This is a genomic window from Bradyrhizobium sp. SZCCHNRI1029, from assembly GCF_032487555.1.
GTDB lineage: Bacteria > Pseudomonadota > Alphaproteobacteria > Rhizobiales > Xanthobacteraceae > Bradyrhizobium.
This window is the reverse complement of sequence record NZ_JAUEUK010000006.1, coordinates 12,460-29,799: the sequence shown is the minus strand read 5'-3', so window position 1 is coordinate 29,799 and position 17,340 is coordinate 12,460. Positions and strand designations below refer to the sequence as shown.

Annotated in this window: 14 protein-coding genes; 5 read left to right on the top strand and 9 right to left on the bottom strand. The window is 66.4% G+C overall.

All coding sequences use genetic code 11. The annotated features are described in order from the left end of the window. Positions 1 to 8: 8 nt before the first annotated feature. A complete protein-coding gene (locus tag QW861_RS17935; protein WP_315751976.1) occupies positions 9 to 1,535 on the bottom strand; it encodes an alpha/beta hydrolase in 1,527 nt (508 codons plus the stop codon). A gap of 165 nt (positions 1,536 to 1,700) precedes the next feature. Between QW861_RS17935 and QW861_RS17930 the strand changes: the two genes are divergently transcribed. The 3 genes from QW861_RS17930 to QW861_RS17920 all read left to right on the top strand — a co-directional run bounded on the left by QW861_RS17930 (position 1,701) and on the right by QW861_RS17920 (position 4,152). After that, positions 1,701 to 2,420 (top strand): RibD family protein, encoded by a 720-nt coding sequence (locus QW861_RS17930; RefSeq protein WP_315751975.1) that lies wholly within the window; start codon positions 1,701 to 1,703, stop codon positions 2,418 to 2,420. After that, complete coding sequence (locus QW861_RS17925; protein ID WP_315751974.1) at positions 2,413 to 3,690, top strand: NAD(P)/FAD-dependent oxidoreductase; 1,278 nt, start codon at positions 2,413 to 2,415, stop codon at positions 3,688 to 3,690. The genes QW861_RS17930 and QW861_RS17925 overlap by 8 nt, the downstream gene beginning before the upstream one ends. Before the next feature lie 75 nt (positions 3,691 to 3,765). Then, positions 3,766 to 4,152: a VOC family protein gene (locus QW861_RS17920; RefSeq protein ID WP_315715658.1), complete on the top strand. Its 387-nt coding sequence runs from the start codon at positions 3,766 to 3,768 to the stop codon at positions 4,150 to 4,152. A 24-nt stretch (positions 4,153 to 4,176) separates the two neighbouring features. Here the strand turns inward: QW861_RS17920 and QW861_RS17915 are convergent, their stop codons facing one another. Beyond that, complete coding sequence (locus tag QW861_RS17915; protein ID WP_315826444.1) at positions 4,177 to 5,109, bottom strand: LysR family transcriptional regulator; 933 nt, start codon at positions 5,107 to 5,109, stop codon at positions 4,177 to 4,179. A gap of 123 nt (positions 5,110 to 5,232) precedes the next feature. Between QW861_RS17915 and QW861_RS17910 the strand changes: the two genes are divergently transcribed. Together QW861_RS17910 and QW861_RS17905 are read left to right on the top strand one after the other, a co-directional pair. Further along, the gene (locus tag QW861_RS17910; RefSeq protein WP_315751972.1) at positions 5,233 to 5,586 is read left to right on the top strand and encodes a protocatechuate 4,5-dioxygenase subunit alpha; all 354 of its coding nucleotides are present in this window, start codon (positions 5,233 to 5,235) and stop codon (positions 5,584 to 5,586) included. A gap of 5 nt (positions 5,587 to 5,591) precedes the next feature. After that, positions 5,592 to 6,428 carry a class III extradiol dioxygenase family protein gene (locus QW861_RS17905; protein ID WP_315751971.1) on the top strand — a complete coding sequence of 279 codons (837 nt, stop codon included), beginning with the start codon at positions 5,592 to 5,594 and terminating at the stop codon, positions 6,426 to 6,428. A 339-nt stretch (positions 6,429 to 6,767) separates the two neighbouring features. On the opposite strand, the gene QW861_RS17900 is transcribed toward QW861_RS17905, so the two are convergent. The 7 genes from QW861_RS17900 to QW861_RS17870 all read right to left on the bottom strand — a co-directional run bounded on the left by QW861_RS17900 (position 6,768) and on the right by QW861_RS17870 (position 17,204). Further along, on the bottom strand, positions 6,768 to 7,457 hold the full coding sequence (locus QW861_RS17900) for a PadR family transcriptional regulator (RefSeq protein ID WP_315715662.1): 690 nt from the start codon (positions 7,455 to 7,457) through the stop codon (positions 6,768 to 6,770). A 111-nt stretch (positions 7,458 to 7,568) separates the two neighbouring features. After that, positions 7,569 to 10,640, bottom strand: a complete 3,072-nt coding sequence (locus tag QW861_RS17895) for an efflux RND transporter permease subunit (RefSeq protein WP_315751970.1) — start codon at positions 10,638 to 10,640, stop codon at positions 7,569 to 7,571. A 33-nt stretch (positions 10,641 to 10,673) separates the two neighbouring features. Then, the gene (locus tag QW861_RS17890) at positions 10,674 to 11,789 is read right to left on the bottom strand and encodes an efflux RND transporter periplasmic adaptor subunit (RefSeq protein WP_315751969.1); all 1,116 of its coding nucleotides are present in this window, start codon (positions 11,787 to 11,789) and stop codon (positions 10,674 to 10,676) included. After that, positions 11,789 to 13,351 (bottom strand): efflux transporter outer membrane subunit, encoded by a 1,563-nt coding sequence (locus tag QW861_RS17885; protein WP_315751968.1) that lies wholly within the window; start codon positions 13,349 to 13,351, stop codon positions 11,789 to 11,791. The genes QW861_RS17890 and QW861_RS17885 overlap by 1 nt, the downstream gene beginning before the upstream one ends. A gap of 365 nt (positions 13,352 to 13,716) precedes the next feature. Then, positions 13,717 to 14,637, bottom strand: coding sequence for a PepSY-associated TM helix domain-containing protein (locus QW861_RS17880; protein ID WP_315751967.1), 921 nt, complete (start codon positions 14,635 to 14,637; stop codon positions 13,717 to 13,719). A gap of 242 nt (positions 14,638 to 14,879) precedes the next feature. Further along, on the bottom strand, positions 14,880 to 16,193 hold the full coding sequence (dctA, locus tag QW861_RS17875) for a C4-dicarboxylate transporter DctA (protein ID WP_316193336.1): 1,314 nt from the start codon (positions 16,191 to 16,193) through the stop codon (positions 14,880 to 14,882). A 45-nt stretch (positions 16,194 to 16,238) separates the two neighbouring features. Further along, positions 16,239 to 17,204 carry an amidohydrolase family protein gene (locus QW861_RS17870; protein WP_315715668.1) on the bottom strand — a complete coding sequence of 322 codons (966 nt, stop codon included), beginning with the start codon at positions 17,202 to 17,204 and terminating at the stop codon, positions 16,239 to 16,241. Positions 17,205 to 17,340 lie beyond the last annotated feature (136 nt).

Here is a 17,340-nt window from a genome sequence, read left to right as displayed (position 1 = left end):
AACGGACGCTAGCCCGGCAGGAACATCGGAAACGACACCCCGAGCGACCACGCCAGGATCAGGCCGAGACCGAGGCCTTCGGCCATCGGCGAGCAGGTCCTGCGACCGACACAGCCGCCGATCAGTCCGAACACGATGAAGAACAGCACGATCACGGGGATGATGATGAGCAGGAAGAACAGCCGCTTGAGGTCGAGCGCGACTGCCCCGCCCAACGAGGCCAGGAAGGCGGTGCGGATCCACACGGTGCGCCACAGCGCGGCGTGGCCGCCCCTGTTGGCGATGCAGTCCGCCAGCATGTAGGGCACCGCGCCCATTGCGATCGCGGCGATGATCGGCAGGCGCGCCGCGATCGGCATGAACGAGGCGACGTAGCGGTCGAGCGCGCCACCGAAGCCGCAGATGCCGTAGGCGGCCAGCGCCAGCGCCGCGAGCCAGGCCACGCGGCCGAAGTGAACGCCCTGCGCGCGTAGCAGCGTGAGCGACAGCGTGCCGTACACGAAGAGATGTACGGCGAGGTAGTCGGCGATCAGAACGGGCAGGAAGCGGGTCTCGACGAACCTCAGGACGATCGGTGTCGTCACCGCCGGCACCAGCGTGGCGATCGCAAGACTGCGCAGCGGAATTGTCGGCGGCGGCGCATCACCCTTCGGCAGCAGCTCGGCCAAGGGCCACGCCAGCAGCACGATGCCGGCGAGCAGCAGCGCGACCGCACCGCCAGTCGAAGCGACCGGGCCGCTGCTGGCGCGGCCGAACGCCCGATCGAGCCAGTCGCGCGCCTCGCGCAGTGCGGTCGTCGAATACAGCACGCTAACGTGTTCGACTCCGGGCGCGACGACGGCGCGGCGTCCGCCATTTGCGGCGGGATCGCCCACGGTGTCGCCCTCGCGCGCGGCGGGATCGGCGAGCCGGAGGTTGCGCAGCGCATCCCGGCGCAGGGCCGCCTCCCATTCGCCTGTGATGATCAGCAAGTTGCGCGGCGCGCTCGCCGTGACGGCCTCGGAAAACATCGAGATCGCCACCGTCGCCCTGATACGCGGATCGGCCAGCGCCTGGCGGACGATGATGTCGGAAGCCATCGAGTGTCCGAGCAGGGCGACCTGGCCGTCGTTCCCCGGCAGGGACAGCGCGGCGTCGGTGACGCGGCCGATCTCGCGCATCAGCTTCTTCGTCGTGCCGTCGACGCGCGTGACGTCGCCCGACATCGGCGTCGGATTGCGGCCATGCCCCTCGAAGTCGAACGAGACCGCGACATAGCCCGCGCGCGCCAATGTCAGCGCATAGGCCTCCATGAACTGGCGTGAGCCCGCAAAGCCGTGGGCAATGACGACCACGGGCGACGCAGCCGCGTCGTCGCGCCGATAGACGGTGATGGGGGTGGTGCCTGCCTGCAGCAGGGTGATCGTGATGCCCGCGCGCTCGGCTTCGAGGCGCCAGATCCCGGCGACGCAGAGCGCGAGGCCGGCGAGCGCTGCGGCCAGCAGGGCTGCCCCGCGCAAACCGATGGCGTCTCGTCTGCGCGGCGCAGCGTCCATGATCGGCTCCGTTTGCAGCCGAAACTAGCGCAGGAATTGGTGCGGTAACAACGACAGCGCAGGCGAGCCGCACCGGCGCAATCGAACGAAACGCACGCCACTTCGTTGACAACGCCGCCGGAGCGATATTCGGTGACCCCCGTTCAGCGGCGACAAGGAGGATGCATGAAACCGGAAGTCATCTGCCTGATGGCGTCGAGCGTCGACGGCCGGACCCTGCCGAGCCGCTGGCGTCCGAAGGGATCGGGCGATCTGTTCGAGCAGGTGCATGACAAGCTCGGCGGCGACGCCTGGCTGATCGGCCGCGTCACCGGCCAGGAATTCGCCAAGGGCTCGGCCTATCCGGCCGAGACGACGGAGCGATTCCCGCGCACTCAGTGGATCGCGCGCCGCGATGCCAAGGCCTACGGCATCGTGCTCGATCCCCATGGCAAGATCTGCTGGGGTCGCTCCGACATCGGCGGCGATCCGATCGTCGTCGTGCTGACCGAGGCCGTGTCGGATGCGCATCTTTCGGGACTGCGCGGCGAGGGCGTGTCGTACATCTTCGCCGGCCAGGCGAAGCTCGATCTTTCGCGCGTGCTCGAGATCGTCGCGCAGGAGCTCGGCGTGAAACGCCTGCTGCTCGAAGGCGGTGGCGGTGCCAACGGCGCGTTCCTTCGCGCGGGCCTGGTCGACGAGTTCAACCTCGTTCTGTGTCCGGCGGTGGATGGCGCCAAGGGGGCGCCCAGCGTGTTCGATTCGACGGAAGCCGAGTCCGGCGAGCGTGCCCCGATCACGGCCATGACGCTCGAAAGCAGCACGGCGCTGGAGGGCGGCGCGCTGTGGCTGCGCTACAAGATCACCAACGGCTCGGCCTTGCCGACCCAGGCAAGTCATGGCTGAGCGGCGAATGCACATCATCATCGTCGGGGCCGGTGCCGCGGGCCTGATGGCGGCGCGCGAACTGGCCCGCTCAGGCCAGCAGGTGACGCTGCTGGAGGCGCGCGATCGCTGCGGCGGGCGCATCCATCCGCTGCCCGCGAGCAGGTTCGGATATCGCGCGGATGCAGGTGCGGAATTCATCCATGGCGAGGCGCCCGTCACCCACGCGCTGATGGCCGAGGCGGGGCTCACCTCGACGCCGGTCGATGGCGCGCGCTGGTACGTGACGGATGGCGCGTTCTCGCGCGAGGATCCCGCTGATCGGCAGATGCGCCAGTTGCACCGCGTGGCGCGTCAGCTCGACGAGGATATGACCGTGACGGCGCTGCTCGATCGGCATTTCGCCGGCGCGGAGTTTGCCGCCCTGCGCAAGTCGGTCTTGGGGATGGTGCAGGGCTATGACGCGGCCGATCCCGGTCGTGCCAGCGTGTTCGCGCTGCGCGACGAATGGATGGGCGGCGACCGCGGCGCTCAGGCGCGCATCGTCGGCGGCTACGCGGCGCTGCTCGATCATCTCCTGGCGGAGTGCCGGGCGCATGGCGTGGCGATGCTGCTCGAGGCGGTGGTCCGCGCGGTGGAGAGCTCCGACGATGGTGTCGTCGTGCGCTTGGCTGACGGCCGTGCGCAGCGCGGCGATCTCGTCATCCTGACCGTGCCGCTGCCGCTGCTGCGAACCATCGCGCTGCCGCCGGCCATGCGCCCGCAATTGGCCGCAGCCGAAACCATCGGCTTCGGCAACGTCATCAAGCTGCTGCTGCGCTTCGAGCGTCGCTGGTGGCGAGAGGCCCGGACCGAGGACCTTTCCGACATGCTGTTCGTGCTGTCCGACGCCGACGTGCCGGTGTGGTGGACGCAGCATCCGAACGATGACGCGGTGATGACTGGCTGGCTCGCCGGGCCGCCGGCCGGCGCCTTCGCCGCGTGCGACGAGGCCGCGCTGATCGAAAACGGGCTTTCGGCGCTCGCAGACGTCTTCGTACAGCCGGCGGGCTTGCTGAAGCAGCAGCTCGTCGCGTCGCATGTCACGGATTGGGCGAAGGATCCGTTCGCGCGCGGGGCCTATTCCTATGCGACGCTGACATCCCACGAGGCGCAGGATACGCTTTCGCGTCGGGATGGCGGACGGGTGCTGATCTCCGGCGAAGCGCTGTATCGCGGACGCGACATGGGAACGGTCGAGGCGGCGCTGGCGAGTGGGCAACAAACGGCGCGGCGCATCCTCGCGATGTGATCGGGCCGTGTTCAACACGTTGCGCCGGTGCGCCCACGGCGCTAGCATTCGCCGGTCACCATGGCGAGGATCACCATGCTCGACCACGTCGGCTTCCCTGTCTCCGACTTCGCCCGCGCCAAGGCGTTCTATGCGGCCGCCCTGGCGCCGCTCGGCTATGTCCTGATGATGGAGATCACCGACGCGCAGACCGGCGGCCACGGTGATCACGCCGGCTTCGGCGACGGCCGTCCGGATTTCTGGATCGGCACCGGCGGGACGGCCGCGACCTCGACGCATGTCGCGTTCCACGCCAAGGATCGCGCCACGGTCGATGCGTTCTATCAAGCGGCGATCGCCGCAGGCGGAATGGACAACGGCGCGCCTGGACTGCGGCCGCATTATCACGAGAACTATTACGGCGCGTTCGTGCGCGACGCCGACGGCAACAACATCGAGGCGGTGTGCCACGCGCCGGCGTGAGGGCCGCTCACCCCTCGGGATGAGTCATGCCATCACCGGCATGTGCTCGGCGGCCGCGGCCAAGCTCGGCGCGACCACGATCTCGAGCTGCTGGCGCAGCCAGCGGTGCATCGGATCTTCGTGGTGTCGCAGGTGCCAGACCATGTACATCGGCATCGCCGGGCAGGGGACCGGGACCGGCGCCACGGCCAGGCCGCGCAGCATGTAGGCGCGCAGCAGGCTCGGCAGGGTCGCGATCATGCGGCTGCCGCGCAGGAACGGGCCGATGCCGCCGAAGCCCGGCACCTGCGCCGCGAAACGCCTGACGAGGCCGCGCTCGGCCAGGACCTCGTCGATGTCGAGGCGGCGCCGCGGCTCGTACAGTACCGTGACGTGGTCGCTGGCGAGATAGTCCTCCAGGCTCTGCGGCGGCTCGCGCTGGCTCGCATCGTAGAACACGCGATAGCTGTCCTCGAACAGCCGCTTCTGCAGGATGTCGCTGCCCTCGGGCGGGCGCGGCGTGATGATGAGCTGACAGTGCTCTTCGCGCAGCATCTCCGGCGTCGGTGCGCCGGAAGGGATCACGCGCAGGCTGAGGCCCGGCGCCTGCGCGCGGGCGTAACGGAGCAGGGACGGCAGCAGCAGGTCGCGCTGCAGATCATTGGCCGCGATCGTCACCTGCGCGGAGATTTTCGCCGGCTCGAACGCAGCGGTGTGCGAGAAGCTCCGGAGATCGTCGAGCAGCGCGCGGGCGCGCAGCGCCAGGAGCTGCGCATGCGCAGTCGGCACGATGCCGCGGCCGGACTTCACGAACAGCGGATCTCCGGTGATCGCGCGCAGCTTGTCGAGCAGATGGCTGACGGCCGACTGCGTGACTCCGAGCCGCTGCGCCGCGCGGGTGACCGAGCCTTCCTCGATGACGGCGAGCAGGAGCTGCAGCAGGTGGCCGTCGAGGTCCAAATGATCGAATTGGCTCATGGATCGGATCGGTCGCGCGGCCTTTATTGACGGTGTCTGTCGGCGATACTGGCGGGCACGAACGGCGCCGCGTTTGATCCAGATCAAGCGCGGCCGTCCGAAACACGCCCAGGGGAGGCTCAGATGTCCACCACGTCAGCCCGGCAGCCCGTGCCCGGCACCACCATCTTCGACGGCGAGCAGGCCCGCAAAGGCTACGCCCTCAACAAGATGTGCTACTCGTTCAACGATGCCGCCAACCGCAAGGCGTTCGTCGCCGACGAGGACGGCTATTGCGCCAAATATGGCCTCAATGCACAGCAGCGCGCGGCGATCAGGAACCGCAACGTGCTGGAGCTGATCGAGGCCGGCGGCAACGCCTACTACCTCGCCAAGTTCGCCGGCATCTTCGGGCTCGACATGCAGGACATCGGCGCGCAGCAGACCGGGCTGACGAAAGAGCAGTTCAAGGCCAAGCTTCTGGCGGCGAGGGGGTAATCGTCATGGCAAAGATCGTCGGTTGCATCACCACCTCGCACGTTCCGGCCATTGGCGGCGCGATCGCCAAGGGCCTGCAGCAGGATCCGTATTGGAAACCGTTCTTCGACGGCTTCCCGCATGTCCGCGAGTGGCTCGCCAAGGTCAAACCGGATGTGGTCGTGCTCGTCTATAACGACCATGGCCTCAACTTCTTCCTCGACAAGATGCCGACCTTCGCGGTCGGCGCGGCCGACAGCTACAGCAATGCCGACGAGGGCTGGGGCATTCCGCAGACCGCGCCGTTCAAGGGTGACAGCGAATTGTCCTGGCATTTGATCGAGCATCTGGTGAAGGAGGATTTCGACCTCACCACCTGCCAGGAGATGGTGGTCGATCACGCCTTCACGCTGCCGATGGCGCTGTGCTGGCCCGATCAGAAATGGCCGGTGCGGGTGGTGCCCGTGGTCGTCAACACGGTGCAGGCGCCGCTGCCGTCGGCCGCGCGCTGCTACAAGCTCGGCCAGGCGCTGGCGCGGGCGATTCAATCCTGGCCGAAGGACGAGCGCGTCGTCGTGATGGGGACCGGCGGCCTGTCGCATCAGCTCGACGGCGAGCGCGCCGGCTTCATCAACAAGGATTTCGACGAGAAGTTCATGGCCAGCATGGTCGACGATCCCGCCTGGGCGACGAAGTATTCGACCACCGAGCTGGTCGAGCTGTCGGGCACCCAGGGCGTCGAATTGCTGAACTGGATGGTGGCGCGCGGCACGCTGCCGGAGAAGGTCCGCAAGGAGCACGCCAACTATCATATCCCGATCTCCAACACGGCGACGGGACTGATGGTGCTGGAGCCGGTGTAGGGCCCCTGCGAGAGTCTTTTTCGGAAGGCGACGACTGAGAGTCGTCTGCCAACGACGATCACGCGGTATGGGTCTCGGCTCAAGGCCGGGACGACACGGGTGGGCTTGGATAGGCCGCGCCCCACCACTGCTGTCGTCCCGGCGAACGCCGGACCCATACCGCGGATGCTATCGAGGGATGTGGCTGTCAGTGGCTCCCTTCGACCGACTTCCGTGCGGTTGCCCTTACCCCGACCCTCTCGCCGTGAAGAACGGTTGAGAGGGAGCGCAGCGTCTGGGCGGCGCGAGCACGGATATCAATTCCGGCTGCCACGGCTCCGCTCCTGGCTGATGTTGATGTCAGCTCGCGGTGCCCTCGTCGCCCTGGATATCGGCGATGGCGCGGGTGAGGATGTCGCTGACACGCTTCGCTTCCGCGTCGCTCCAGCCCTGCCGGTGCATCTTGAGCGCCATCTTTAGCGTCTGCACGCTCTGCAGCACCGGCTCCGGCGGGCGCATGCCGCCCATGGTGCGGGCCATGATGCGCAGCCGGCTCAGCAGGCCATCGATGGCGGCTTCATCCTCTTTCAGTGCCTGACGGCCGGCGTCGGTGATCGCGAACAGCTTCTTGCCGCCCTCGGCCGATGCCGCTTCGATCTGGCCCATGTCCTCGAGCAGATTGAGGATCGGATAGACCGAGCCCGGGCTCGGCGAGTACGCCCCGCCGACCAACTGTTCGACCGCCTTGATCAGCTCATAGCCATGGCGCGGCTTCTCACCGATCAGCCACAGCAGCAGGCTGCGCAGATCGCCGGGACCGAAGAAGCGGCCGCCGCCGCCACGCCCGAACTCCTCGCGACCGCCGCGGCGGCCACGCTCGAACAGGCCGGCCGCCCGCGGGCCGAACCCGCCGCCGCGCCCGCCCATGCGCATCTCCTCGCAGGCTTCGTCGAAGCCACGCCGTCCATGACGTCCGCGATGTCCCCAGCCGCGCTCTTGGTTGTCGTCGTCTCTGCGGGAGGGGCCAAACGTCCAATGATGATGTCTCATACGATATGATCTCCGTTTCGTACGAACGATATATCGTTTATAGGTTTCGTTTGTCAACCGTGACCGATGCAGGTTTCCGAATCTGCAAATAACGCGTTGATTTCACGCGATTTATGGGATTGCCTCGGTCACGCGACCCGCAGCCTCGTGCGCCGTGCCGCGATGCGCAATCAGCGCATAGGCGACGGGGACCACGAACAGCGTGAACAGGGTGCCGATCGCGAGTCCGGTCGCGATCACGAGCCCCATGTTGAAGCGGGACACCGCGCCGGCGCCGCTCGCGGTGATCAGCGGGATCACGCCGAGCACCATCGCCGCCGTGGTCATCAGGATCGGCCGCAGCCGGACGGTCGCCGCTTCGATGATCGCCTCGGTGCGGTCCTTGCCCTGTTCGCGCAGCTCGTTCGCGACCTCGACCATCAGGATGCCGTGCTTGCTGACGAGGCCCATCAGGGTGACCAAGCCGACCTGGGTGTAGATGTTGATGCTGGCGCCGCCGATGCCGAGGCTGATGAAGATCAGCGCGCCCGCCAGCGACATCGGCACCGACACCAGGATGATGATCGGATCGACGAAGCTGTTGAACAAGGCGGCGAGCGCCAGGAAGATGATGATCAGCGCGAACACGAAGGTGGTGACGAAGCCGCCGGATTCCTGCTCGAGCTGTCGCGACGCGCCGCCATAGTCGATCGAGTAACCCGATGGCAGCGACTTCGCGATCTCCTTCAAGGTGGCGAGCGCGTCGCCCATCGCGATGCCCGGCATCGCCACGCCGGAGATGGTCGCCGCATTGATCTGCTGGAAGTGATTGAGCGACTCGGGAATCGTCTTGCGCTCGAGCCGGGCCACGGTCGACAGCGGCACCATGGCATTGCCGCCGGCGCGGATCGAATAGTCGAGCAACTGATTGTCGGTGAGGCGGTCGTTCTGCCGCACCTGCGGGATCACCTTGTAGGAGCGGCCCTCCAGGCTGAAATAGTCGAGATAATTGCCGCCCAGCATGGTCGCGAGCGCGCCGCCGAGATCGCTCATCTTGAGGCCGAGATCGGCGGTCTTGTCGCGATCGAACACCACGGTGGTCTGCGGCTTGTCGATCTTCAGATCGCTGTCGAGGAAGATGAATCGGCCGCTCGCCAGCGCCTTGGCCATGAAATCGCGCGACACGTCGTTGAGCTCGCCGAACGCGCCGGTGGTGCCGATCACGAACTGGACCGGCAGGCCGTTGCTGCCCGGCAGCGGCGAGGGCTGGAACGCCACCGAGCGGGCGCCGGCGATGCCGTTCAGGAGCTGCTGGAATTCCGGCTGCAGGGTCTTGGTCGTCGCCTTGCGCTGATCCCAGGGCTTGAGCACCCAGCCGCCGATCACCTGTGTCGAGGTGTCGATCTGGAACACGGTGCGCGTCTCCGGCCGCTGGGCAATCAGGCCGTACAGCTGCTGGCCGTAGAACTGGCGCTGCTCGAGCGTGGCCGAGGGCGCCGAATTCGTCAGCGACAGCACGATGCCCTGGTCCTCGTCCGGCGCGAGCTCGCTGGTGGAGCTGACATAGAGCCAGGGGATCATCGCCAGCAGCAGCAGCGCGAACACCACGACCACCGGCTTGGTCGCGAACACGCTTTCGAGCCCGCGGCGATAGCCCTGTGCGAGCCGTTCGAGCACGTGGTCGATCGCACGCACCAGCCGCGCCTCGACCGTGGTGGCGTCGCGCTCGGTCCGGCGCAGCAGCCAGGCGCAGTTCATCGGCGAAAGCGTCAGCGCGATCACCGCCGAGACGGTGACGGCGCCGGCGAGCGTGAAGGCGAATTCGGTGAACAGGGCGCCGGTGAGGCCGCCCTGGAAGCCGACGGGCACGTAGACCGCGATCAGCACCACGGTCATCGCGATGATCGGGCTCGCCAGCGCGCGCGCCGACTGGATGGCAGCCTCGACCGGCGGCACACCCTCGTCGATCAGGCGGTGCACGCTCTCGACGACGATGATGGCGTCGTCGACGACCAGGCCGATCGCGAGCACCAGCGCCAGCAAGGTCAGCAGGTTGATGGAGAAGCCCATCAGCAGCATCAGGCCGAAGGTGCCGATCAGCGACAGCGGAATGGCGATCACCGGGATCAGCACCGAGCGCCACGATCCCAGGAACATGAAGACGACGACAATTACGATCCCGATCGCCTCCACCAGCGTATGGATCACCTCGTCGATGGACGAGTTCACGAAATCGGTGGAGTCGTACAGGATCTCGCTGGTGATGCCGTTCGGCAGCTGTCGCTGCAGCTCCGGATAAACGACCTTCACGCCGTTGATGACGTCGAGCAGGTTCGCCGTTGGCGCCACCTGGATGCCGATGTAGACCGCGGTCTTGCCGTTGAAGCGCGTCGCGCTGTCGTAGTCGTCATTGCCGAGCGTGACATTGGCGACATCGCGCAGGCGGATGATGGCGCCATTGACCTGCTTGACGACGAGATTGCGGTATTGCTCCAGCGAATGCAGGTTGGTCGCGGCGGCGAGATCGACCTGCACGAGGCGGCCCTTGGTGGTACCGAGCCCGGAGATGTAGTCGTTGCCCGACAGTGCCGTCGACACGTCGGTTGCCGTCAGGCCATAGGCCGCAAGCTTGTCGGGGTCGAGCCAGGCGCGCAGCGCGAATTTCTTGGCGCCGAGCAGTTCGGCGGTCTGCACCCCGGAGACCGCCTGCAGCTTCGGCTGTACCACGCGGGTGAGGTAGTCGGTGATCTGGTTCGGCGCCAGCACGTCGCTGGCGAAGCCGATATACATCGAGTCGATGGTCTGCCCGACCTTCAAGGTCAGGGTCGGCTGCTGCGTGCCGGTCGGAAGCTGGTTCAGCACCGAGTTCACCTTGGCGTTGATCTCGGTCATCGCCTTGCCGGAATCGTAGTTGAGCCGCAGGTTCACGGTGATGGTGCTGCTGCCGGTGACGCTGGTCGACGTCATGTAGTCGATGCCGTTGGCCTGGGCGATCGCATTTTCCAGCGGCGTGGTGATGAAGCCGGCGATGATGTCGCTATCGGCGCCGGCATAGGCCGTGCTCACCGTGACGATGGCGTTCTGCGTGCGCGGATATTGCAGGATGGCGAGCGTCGTCATCGAACGCAGGCCGAGCACGAGAATAAGGGCGCTGACCACGAGCGCCAGCACCGGCCGGCGGATGAAGATGTCTGTGAAACGCATAGTGATGACTCTGATGGGTGCGGGCTGGCCGGATTATTGGTCGACGACATCCGGCGCGGCTTCCGCGACCGGCACGTGCGAATTGTCGATTTTCACCGGGCTGCCGTTGCGCAGCTTGATCTGTCCCGCGATCACCACCGTCTCGCCCGGCTTGATGCCGTCGGTGATCGCGATCCGGTCGCCCTTGGCCGGCTTGCTCTTCACGAACGTCTGCCGCGCCTTGCCCTCGCCGTCCTTCAGATCGTCGACCACGTAGACAAGATCGCCATAGGGATTGCTGACGATCGCTGTCAGCGGCAGCGTGACGAGCTGTTCGGGCTTGCCGGTCGCGATCTCGACCTTGGCGAACATGCCCGGCAGCAACCGCGTCGCATCGTTGTGCAGCGTGGCACGAATCTGGACGTTGCGGCTCGTCGAATCGACCTTGGCGTTGATCGCCGAGATCTGACCGGTGAAGCGTTCGCCGGGATAGGCGTCGACGGCGATTCCGACGTCCTGGCCGATCCGGATGTCGGCGAGCGACTGCTGCGGCAGGTAGAAATCGACGAAGATCGGATCGAGGCTCTGCAGGGTGACGATGGTGGTGCCGGCGCCGAGATACTGCCCGAGATCGACGGCGCGGATGCCGAGCCGGCCGGCGAACGGCGCCTTCAGCGTCTTCTGCTCGACGATCGCCTTCTGCTGCGTCACCAGGGCCTGCGCGTTCTTGAGGTTGGCGCGATCGCTGTCGAGCGTGGCCTGGCTGACCGCGTTGAACTTGATCTGCTCCTCGTCGCGCTTGACGACGATGGCATAGTTCTCGGCAGTCGCCTGCAGCGACTGCAGCTTGGCGACGTCATCGGTCGCGACCAGCTGCAGCAATTGCTGGCCGGCTTCGACGGTGTCGCCCGAATTGAACTGGATGCCCTGCACGATGCCTGCAGCCTGCAGCGCCAGATCGGCGCCGTTGACGGCGCGCAGCGAACCGACCGCGGTGAGGTTGGAGCGCCATGCTGCGGTCGCCGCAACGACCGTCGAGATCGTCTGCGGCGGGTTGGCCATGGCGCCGATCGCCTTGGCGATCATGATGCCCTTGAAGGTCTGAAAGCCGTACAGGCCGCCGAACAGCACCGCCATGGCGGCCAGCATGATCGTCATGCGTTTCTTCATTACATTGCTTCCTGGGTCGTACGATTGGGACCGGCGAAATAACCGGGATTGGCACGCGGCAGCGCCGCCGGGGTCTCGTCCTGGCGATTCCACCAGCCGCCGCCGAGCGCCTGGAACAGCGCCGCGGTGTCGGTGAAGCGCGTGGCCTGCGACTTGATGCGGGAGACGCGTGCGTTGAGATAGGATTGCTGCGCGTTGATGACGTTGGCGTAGGGCACCGCGCCGCTCCTGAACTGCTCGACCGCCATGGCGAGACTGTCGGCGGTGGCCTTCTCGGCGGCGGCCTGGGCCTTCAGCGCCTCGGCGTCGTACTGGATGGCGCGCAGCGAATCCGCGACATTCTGGAACGCCGTGATGACGGTGCTCTTGTAGAGCGACAGATCCTGCTCGAAGGTGGCGACGTCCGCCTCCTTGGTGTGATACAGCGTGCCGCCGTCGAGCAGCTTCTGGCTGACGCTCGAGGCCGCATCCCACACGATGGTCGTCGGCGAGAACAGCCGGCCCGGTCCGCTTGCGCCGTAGCTGCCCGACAGCGTCACCTGCGGCAGCAGATTGGCGACGCCGACGCCGACCGTCGCTGTGGCCTGGTGCAGCGTGGCCTCGGCCTGCCGGATGTCGGGACGCTGCCGGACGAGCGAGGAGGGCAGTGACATCGGCAGCTTGCGCGGCAGCCGCAGCTCCGCGAGGGTCACATGCTCGCCGCGATCCTGGCTCGGCAGCCGGCCGAGATAGGCCATCAGTTGATTGCGCTGCTGTGCGAGTTGCTTCTGCAGCGGCGCCAAGGTCGCCTTGGCCTGCGCCAGCGTCGCTTCCTGCGCCAGCACGTCGGATTTGGAGATGGCGCCGACGTCAAACTGGTGTTGGATCCGGCCAAGCTGGTCGGTCTCCGCCTTGATGATCTCCTCCGTCGCGGCAATCTGATCGCGCAACGAGGCGTCGCTGATCGCGGCGGTGACGACATTGGCGGTCAGCGACAGATACGTCGCTTCCATCTTGAAGGCCTGGTAGTCGGCCTGCGCCTGCAGCGCCTCCACCTGGCGACGCGTGCCGCCCCATAGGTCGAGCGCGTAGCTGACGCTCACCGACGTGCCATAGAGCGTGTACAGCGAGGTCTGACCAGGCCATTGTCCTTGCTGCGTGCTGGAGGCCTGCGTACGCTCGGCCGAGCCGCTCGCGCTCAGCTGCGGAAATAGCGCGCCCTGCTGCGATAGCGCGTTCTCGCGCGCAGCACGCAGCGCCAATTGTGCGGCTTCGATGTCCGGGTGGTTGCGAATCGCCTCCTCGACGAAGGCGTTGATCTGCCGGGAATGAAACAGCGCCCACCAAGTGCCGGGCAGATCGCCTCCGGGCGCGAAGCTCTGCACATTGCCGCCCGGTGTCGAGGCGCTGGCGGTCGCGGCGAGCCGACGTTCGGCCACATAACCGGTTGCGGCCGGCGCGTCCGGAGACATGAAGTCCGGACCGACGGCGCAGGACGCGAGCAGCATGCTGCAGCCGAGGAGGCCGAGCCGCAAGGGCAGCGCGCTGCATCTCGGGACCAGCCCCAAACAGGCATGAAACATTTTGACATCATCGGACATAAAACTGAACCGTTTCGTTTTCTGTCGCCGACGATGCGTGGCGGTTCCGGCCTAGTCAAGTCACGTTGATGACAAAGCGAGCTTGCTCACAGCTTCACGTCTCGCGCACCGCTGCGCGGCGCCGGCGCTCGCCTGCATCGGGACGCGGGCATGACAGCTCCGAGACGAACGCCGAGAACGCGCCGCTGCCCTTCCCGCGGTGGCGGGCAGCTACGTCGTTTCTCACAATGATCGAAAAAGCGCCGTCGCGCCTACATTGTCCAGGGCAGGCCCGAGCGAAGCAGCGCGTGCAGATCGCGCTGGAAGCCGGCCCGCGGTGCGAGCCGGCGTCTGCAACGTAGCGCCGGTCAGGATGGCATCGAGGATGCGACCACCGGCTTCGCCGGCACGTCGCGCACGCGGCTCGGGCGCCGCAGCCGGCGTTGCGTCCAGATCAGCAGGCCGGTGACCAGCAGCGCGAACAGCGCGACCGAGATCAGAACGTTGGCCGCGCTGCCGATCAGAGACCAGTTGCCTTCATGCAGCAGGCGCGGCCAGTTGCGCGGCAACGCGGAGAGCCCGTCGGCCGTGACGGCATAGGCCCTGAGCTCATCGCCCTCGATGATGCGCGCCATCATCCGTCCGCCGCGATTGCCGATCGAGTTCACCGACGACAGGTCGTGGTCCTTGGCAACGATGCTGACGGCGTCAGGCAGCGAGACGCGCTTGGCTGCGGCAGGAGGAGTGCCGCCTGCGAAGGTCAGGCCGAGCTCGAGGCAGAGTCCGGTGAGCGGGCTGAGCAAAATCAGCGGCAGCGTGAACCAGGCCGTGCCCTTGTGCCAGCCGGACAGCGTGTTGCGCAGCCGCGGCAGTCCCATCAGAATGCCGATGATCATGATGCTGATCATGGCGATGGTCGAGATCAGGGTGAGGCCGGGGATTCCGATCAGATGCTCGTGGGTCCTGCGCGCCCACGAGAAGACGCTGGGCATCGCCGGCTTTTCGACGGCGGCACCGGTTGTCATGTCGACCTCGGCGCCCGGCGCGCCCTGCAAGGTCAGATGCTGCGTGGAGGCGTCGATCGACAGACCGCGTGCCTTGCCGTCGGGATCGTATTGCTTGATCAGCGCGACCACGCGCGCCGGATCGACGCTTTGCGGCTTCACGGCGGCGACCTGCGCCATCGGCTCGAAGGAGAGGATCAGCCCGGTCACGATGATGACAAGCAATGGCAGCGCGAAGACGAGGCTGATCCAACGGTGAAGTTTGAGCAGAAGCTGCTTGTTCATGATCGTCTCCGATTGATCGTCTCGCACGCGGTATCATGCGGGACCGTTGTCCGCAGGCGTCTGCTCCGTGAACGTTTCTGATCGTTCTCGCTGGACGACGCCGGGATATCAACCTGTCGTCCGCCGCGCTTCATTAGCTGAGCGCAGCAGCGAGACGAAGGAGATAACTATTAATTTTAGGTCATGCGCCGTTTGATCGGCATCAATGCGGCAGAGGTCGTTTCAGGACTGCTGGGATGATGTCAATTTGTATCAGATGCCGTCTTGCGGCCATCGAGCACCTCGCGCAGGCATGTCGCGTCCAAGCCGTCCTCCCACTTCGCGATGACAATGGTGGCGACTGCATTGCCTATCAGGTTGGTCGGCGTCAGCCCCTGCGACATCAGGCGATGGATGCCGAGCACCAGCGCGACGCTGGCGACCGGAATCGTACCGGTCGCGGCGAGCGTGGCGGCCAGCACGACGAAGGCGGCGCCCGCGATGCCGGCCGCGCCCTTCGACGTCACCAGCAGGATCAGCAGCAGCCCGATCTGGTGGCTGATGTCGAGATGCGTGTTGGTCGCCTGCGCCAGAAACACCGCGGCGGTCGCGAGGTAGAGGCAGGTGCCGTCGAGATTGAACGAATAGCCGGTGGGGATGACGAGACCGACGATGCTGCGTTCGCAGCCAGCGGCTTCGAGCTTCGCCAGTATGCGCGGCAGCACGGTCTCCGATGACGTGGTGGCGATGCAGACCAGCACCTCGTCCCTGATGTAGCGGATCAGCTTCCACAGGCTGAAGCCGGTGAAGGCGGCAATCGGGCCGAGCACGGCGGCGATGAAGATCAGGCAGGTGAGATAGAAGCTGCCGAGCAGCAGGCCGAGCTTGGCCAGCGAGCCCAGACCGAACTTGCCGACGGTGAAGGCGATGGCCCCGAATGCGCCCAGCGGCGCTGCCCACATCACGATCCGAACGACACCGAAGATCATCCGGCCGGCGACATCGATCACGTCCGTCACCGGCTTGGCGCGGTCGCCGAGCCAGATCAGCGCAAAGCCGCACATGACCGAGATGAACAGCACCTGCAGGATATTGCCCTCGGCAAAGGCGCCAACGAAGGTCTGCGGGATGATGTTGAGCAGGAACGGCACGAAGCCGACCGCAGCGGTCTGCTTGACATAGGGCTCGATCGTCGCGGAGTTGATCGTCGCCGGGTCGACGTTCATGCCGACGCCGGGCTGAAACAGGTTCACCGCGGTCAAGCCGATGATCAGCGCCAGCGTCGTGACGGCCTCGAAATAGATCAGCGCCTTGATCGCGACGCGGCCGACCTTGGCCATGTCGGCCATGTGGGCAATGCCGTTGACCACCGTGCAGAAGATGATCGGCGCGATCAGCATCCGGATCGCCTTGATGAAGGCGTCGCCGAGCGGCTGCATCTGGGCGCCCAGATCCGGCTTGATGGCACCGAGCAGGATGCCCGCTGCCATCGCGATCATGACCTGGACCCAAAGCTCCTTCCACCAGCCGCGGCGGGCGCCTGCCTTGCTGTCGGCGGTGAGGGTCGTGGTGGTCATGATCGGTCCTGTTGCTGAAGGGGCGAATTCGCAGCTGGCGGTGACTCAGCTCTTGGGCTCGAACTTGAACAGCCGTTCGGGATTGCTGACAAGCAGCTTTCGCTGCATGGCCGGATCCGGGGCGTAGAGTGGGATCAGATCGACCAGATCGCCGTCATTGGGCATGATCTTGACGTTCGGATGCGGCCAGTCGGTGCCCCAGATGACGCGATCCGGCGCGTTGTCGATCAGCTTGCGGGCGAACGGGACCGCGTCGTGGAACGGGGGGCCGGAGGCCGAAGCGCGCTCGGGACCGGTGATCTTGATCCAGCACTTGTCGTCGCTCGCCTGCAGGTCGAGCAGCGCCTTGAACCCGGCATCGTCGATCCCCTTGGCGGCGCTGATCGTGCCCATGTGGTCGATCACATAGGTGACCGGCAGCGCCTTCAGGATCGGCACGAATTCCTGGATCGTCCCGGCCTCGAGATAAACGTCAACGTGCCAGCCGATCGCCGCGACGCGGTCCACCAGGGTGCGGAAGACGTTCATGTCGCCGACGCCGCCGAGGCGGCGGAGGAAGGCGAACCGGCAGGCGCAGATGCCGGCCTTGCCGAGCGCCGCGAGGTCGGCATCGGACATCGCCGCGTTGATGTTGGCGACGCCCTTGTAGTTGCCGTTGCTCTGCGCGATCGCATCGGTCACGACCCGATTGTCGGTGCCGTGGACGGTGGCGTTGACGATGACGGCGCGCTCGACGCCGATCTTGGCGTGCAGCGCCTGGAACATCTCCAGCGATGCGTCGGGCGGCGTGTAGGGGCGAGTGGGCGAGAATGGATAGGTCGCGGCCGGCCCGAAGATGTGGGTGTGGGTATCGACGCTGCCCGGTGGCGCCCTGAAGCTCGGGGTCTTCGGTGCCGGATCCGGGCCGGCGATGCTGGGGATCTTGGCCTCGTCGGCGGAGAGGGCAGGGCCTCCGAGCACGCTCGCCGCTCCCAGTCCGGCCATGGTGGCCAGCAGGTCTCGTCTCAACATCAGAGCGTCCTCCTCGGGATGGCCGCGGTCACAGGCAGGCGCTGCCCGCCAGGCTCCGGCATCGTTCGTGTTTGCTATCGTCACGCCACGAAGGAGAGGTCGGGCGACCTCTCAACGTGGCGTCGTGATCATGGGG

Excerpts from the sequence above, each read along its gene's own strand:
- QW861_RS17885 (WP_315751968.1), bottom strand. The coding sequence starts at position 13,351 with ATGTTTCATGCCTGTTTGGGGCTGGTCCCGAGATGCAGCGCGCTGCCC.
- QW861_RS17935 (WP_315751976.1), bottom strand. The coding sequence starts at position 1,535 with ATGGACGCTGCGCCGCGCAGACGAGACGCCATCGGTTTGCGCGGGGCA.
- QW861_RS17880 (WP_315751967.1), bottom strand. The coding sequence starts at position 14,637 with ATGAACAAGCAGCTTCTGCTCAAACTTCACCGTTGGATCAGCCTCGTC.
- QW861_RS17930 (WP_315751975.1), top strand. The coding sequence starts at position 1,701 with ATGAAACCGGAAGTCATCTGCCTGATGGCGTCGAGCGTCGACGGCCGG.
- QW861_RS17895 (WP_315751970.1), bottom strand. The coding sequence starts at position 10,640 with ATGCGTTTCACAGACATCTTCATCCGCCGGCCGGTGCTGGCGCTCGTG.
- QW861_RS17925 (WP_315751974.1), top strand. The coding sequence starts at position 2,413 with ATGGCTGAGCGGCGAATGCACATCATCATCGTCGGGGCCGGTGCCGCG.
- QW861_RS17915 (WP_315826444.1), bottom strand. The coding sequence starts at position 5,109 with ATGAGCCAATTCGATCATTTGGACCTCGACGGCCACCTGCTGCAGCTC.
- QW861_RS17890 (WP_315751969.1), bottom strand. The coding sequence starts at position 11,789 with ATGAAGAAACGCATGACGATCATGCTGGCCGCCATGGCGGTGCTGTTC.
- QW861_RS17905 (WP_315751971.1), top strand. The coding sequence starts at position 5,592 with ATGGCAAAGATCGTCGGTTGCATCACCACCTCGCACGTTCCGGCCATT.
- QW861_RS17920 (WP_315715658.1), top strand. The coding sequence starts at position 3,766 with ATGCTCGACCACGTCGGCTTCCCTGTCTCCGACTTCGCCCGCGCCAAG.
- QW861_RS17910 (WP_315751972.1), top strand. The coding sequence starts at position 5,233 with ATGTCCACCACGTCAGCCCGGCAGCCCGTGCCCGGCACCACCATCTTC.
- dctA (WP_316193336.1), bottom strand. The coding sequence starts at position 16,193 with ATGACCACCACGACCCTCACCGCCGACAGCAAGGCAGGCGCCCGCCGC.
- QW861_RS17900 (WP_315715662.1), bottom strand. The coding sequence starts at position 7,457 with ATGAGACATCATCATTGGACGTTTGGCCCCTCCCGCAGAGACGACGAC.
- QW861_RS17870 (WP_315715668.1), bottom strand. The coding sequence starts at position 17,204 with ATGTTGAGACGAGACCTGCTGGCCACCATGGCCGGACTGGGAGCGGCG.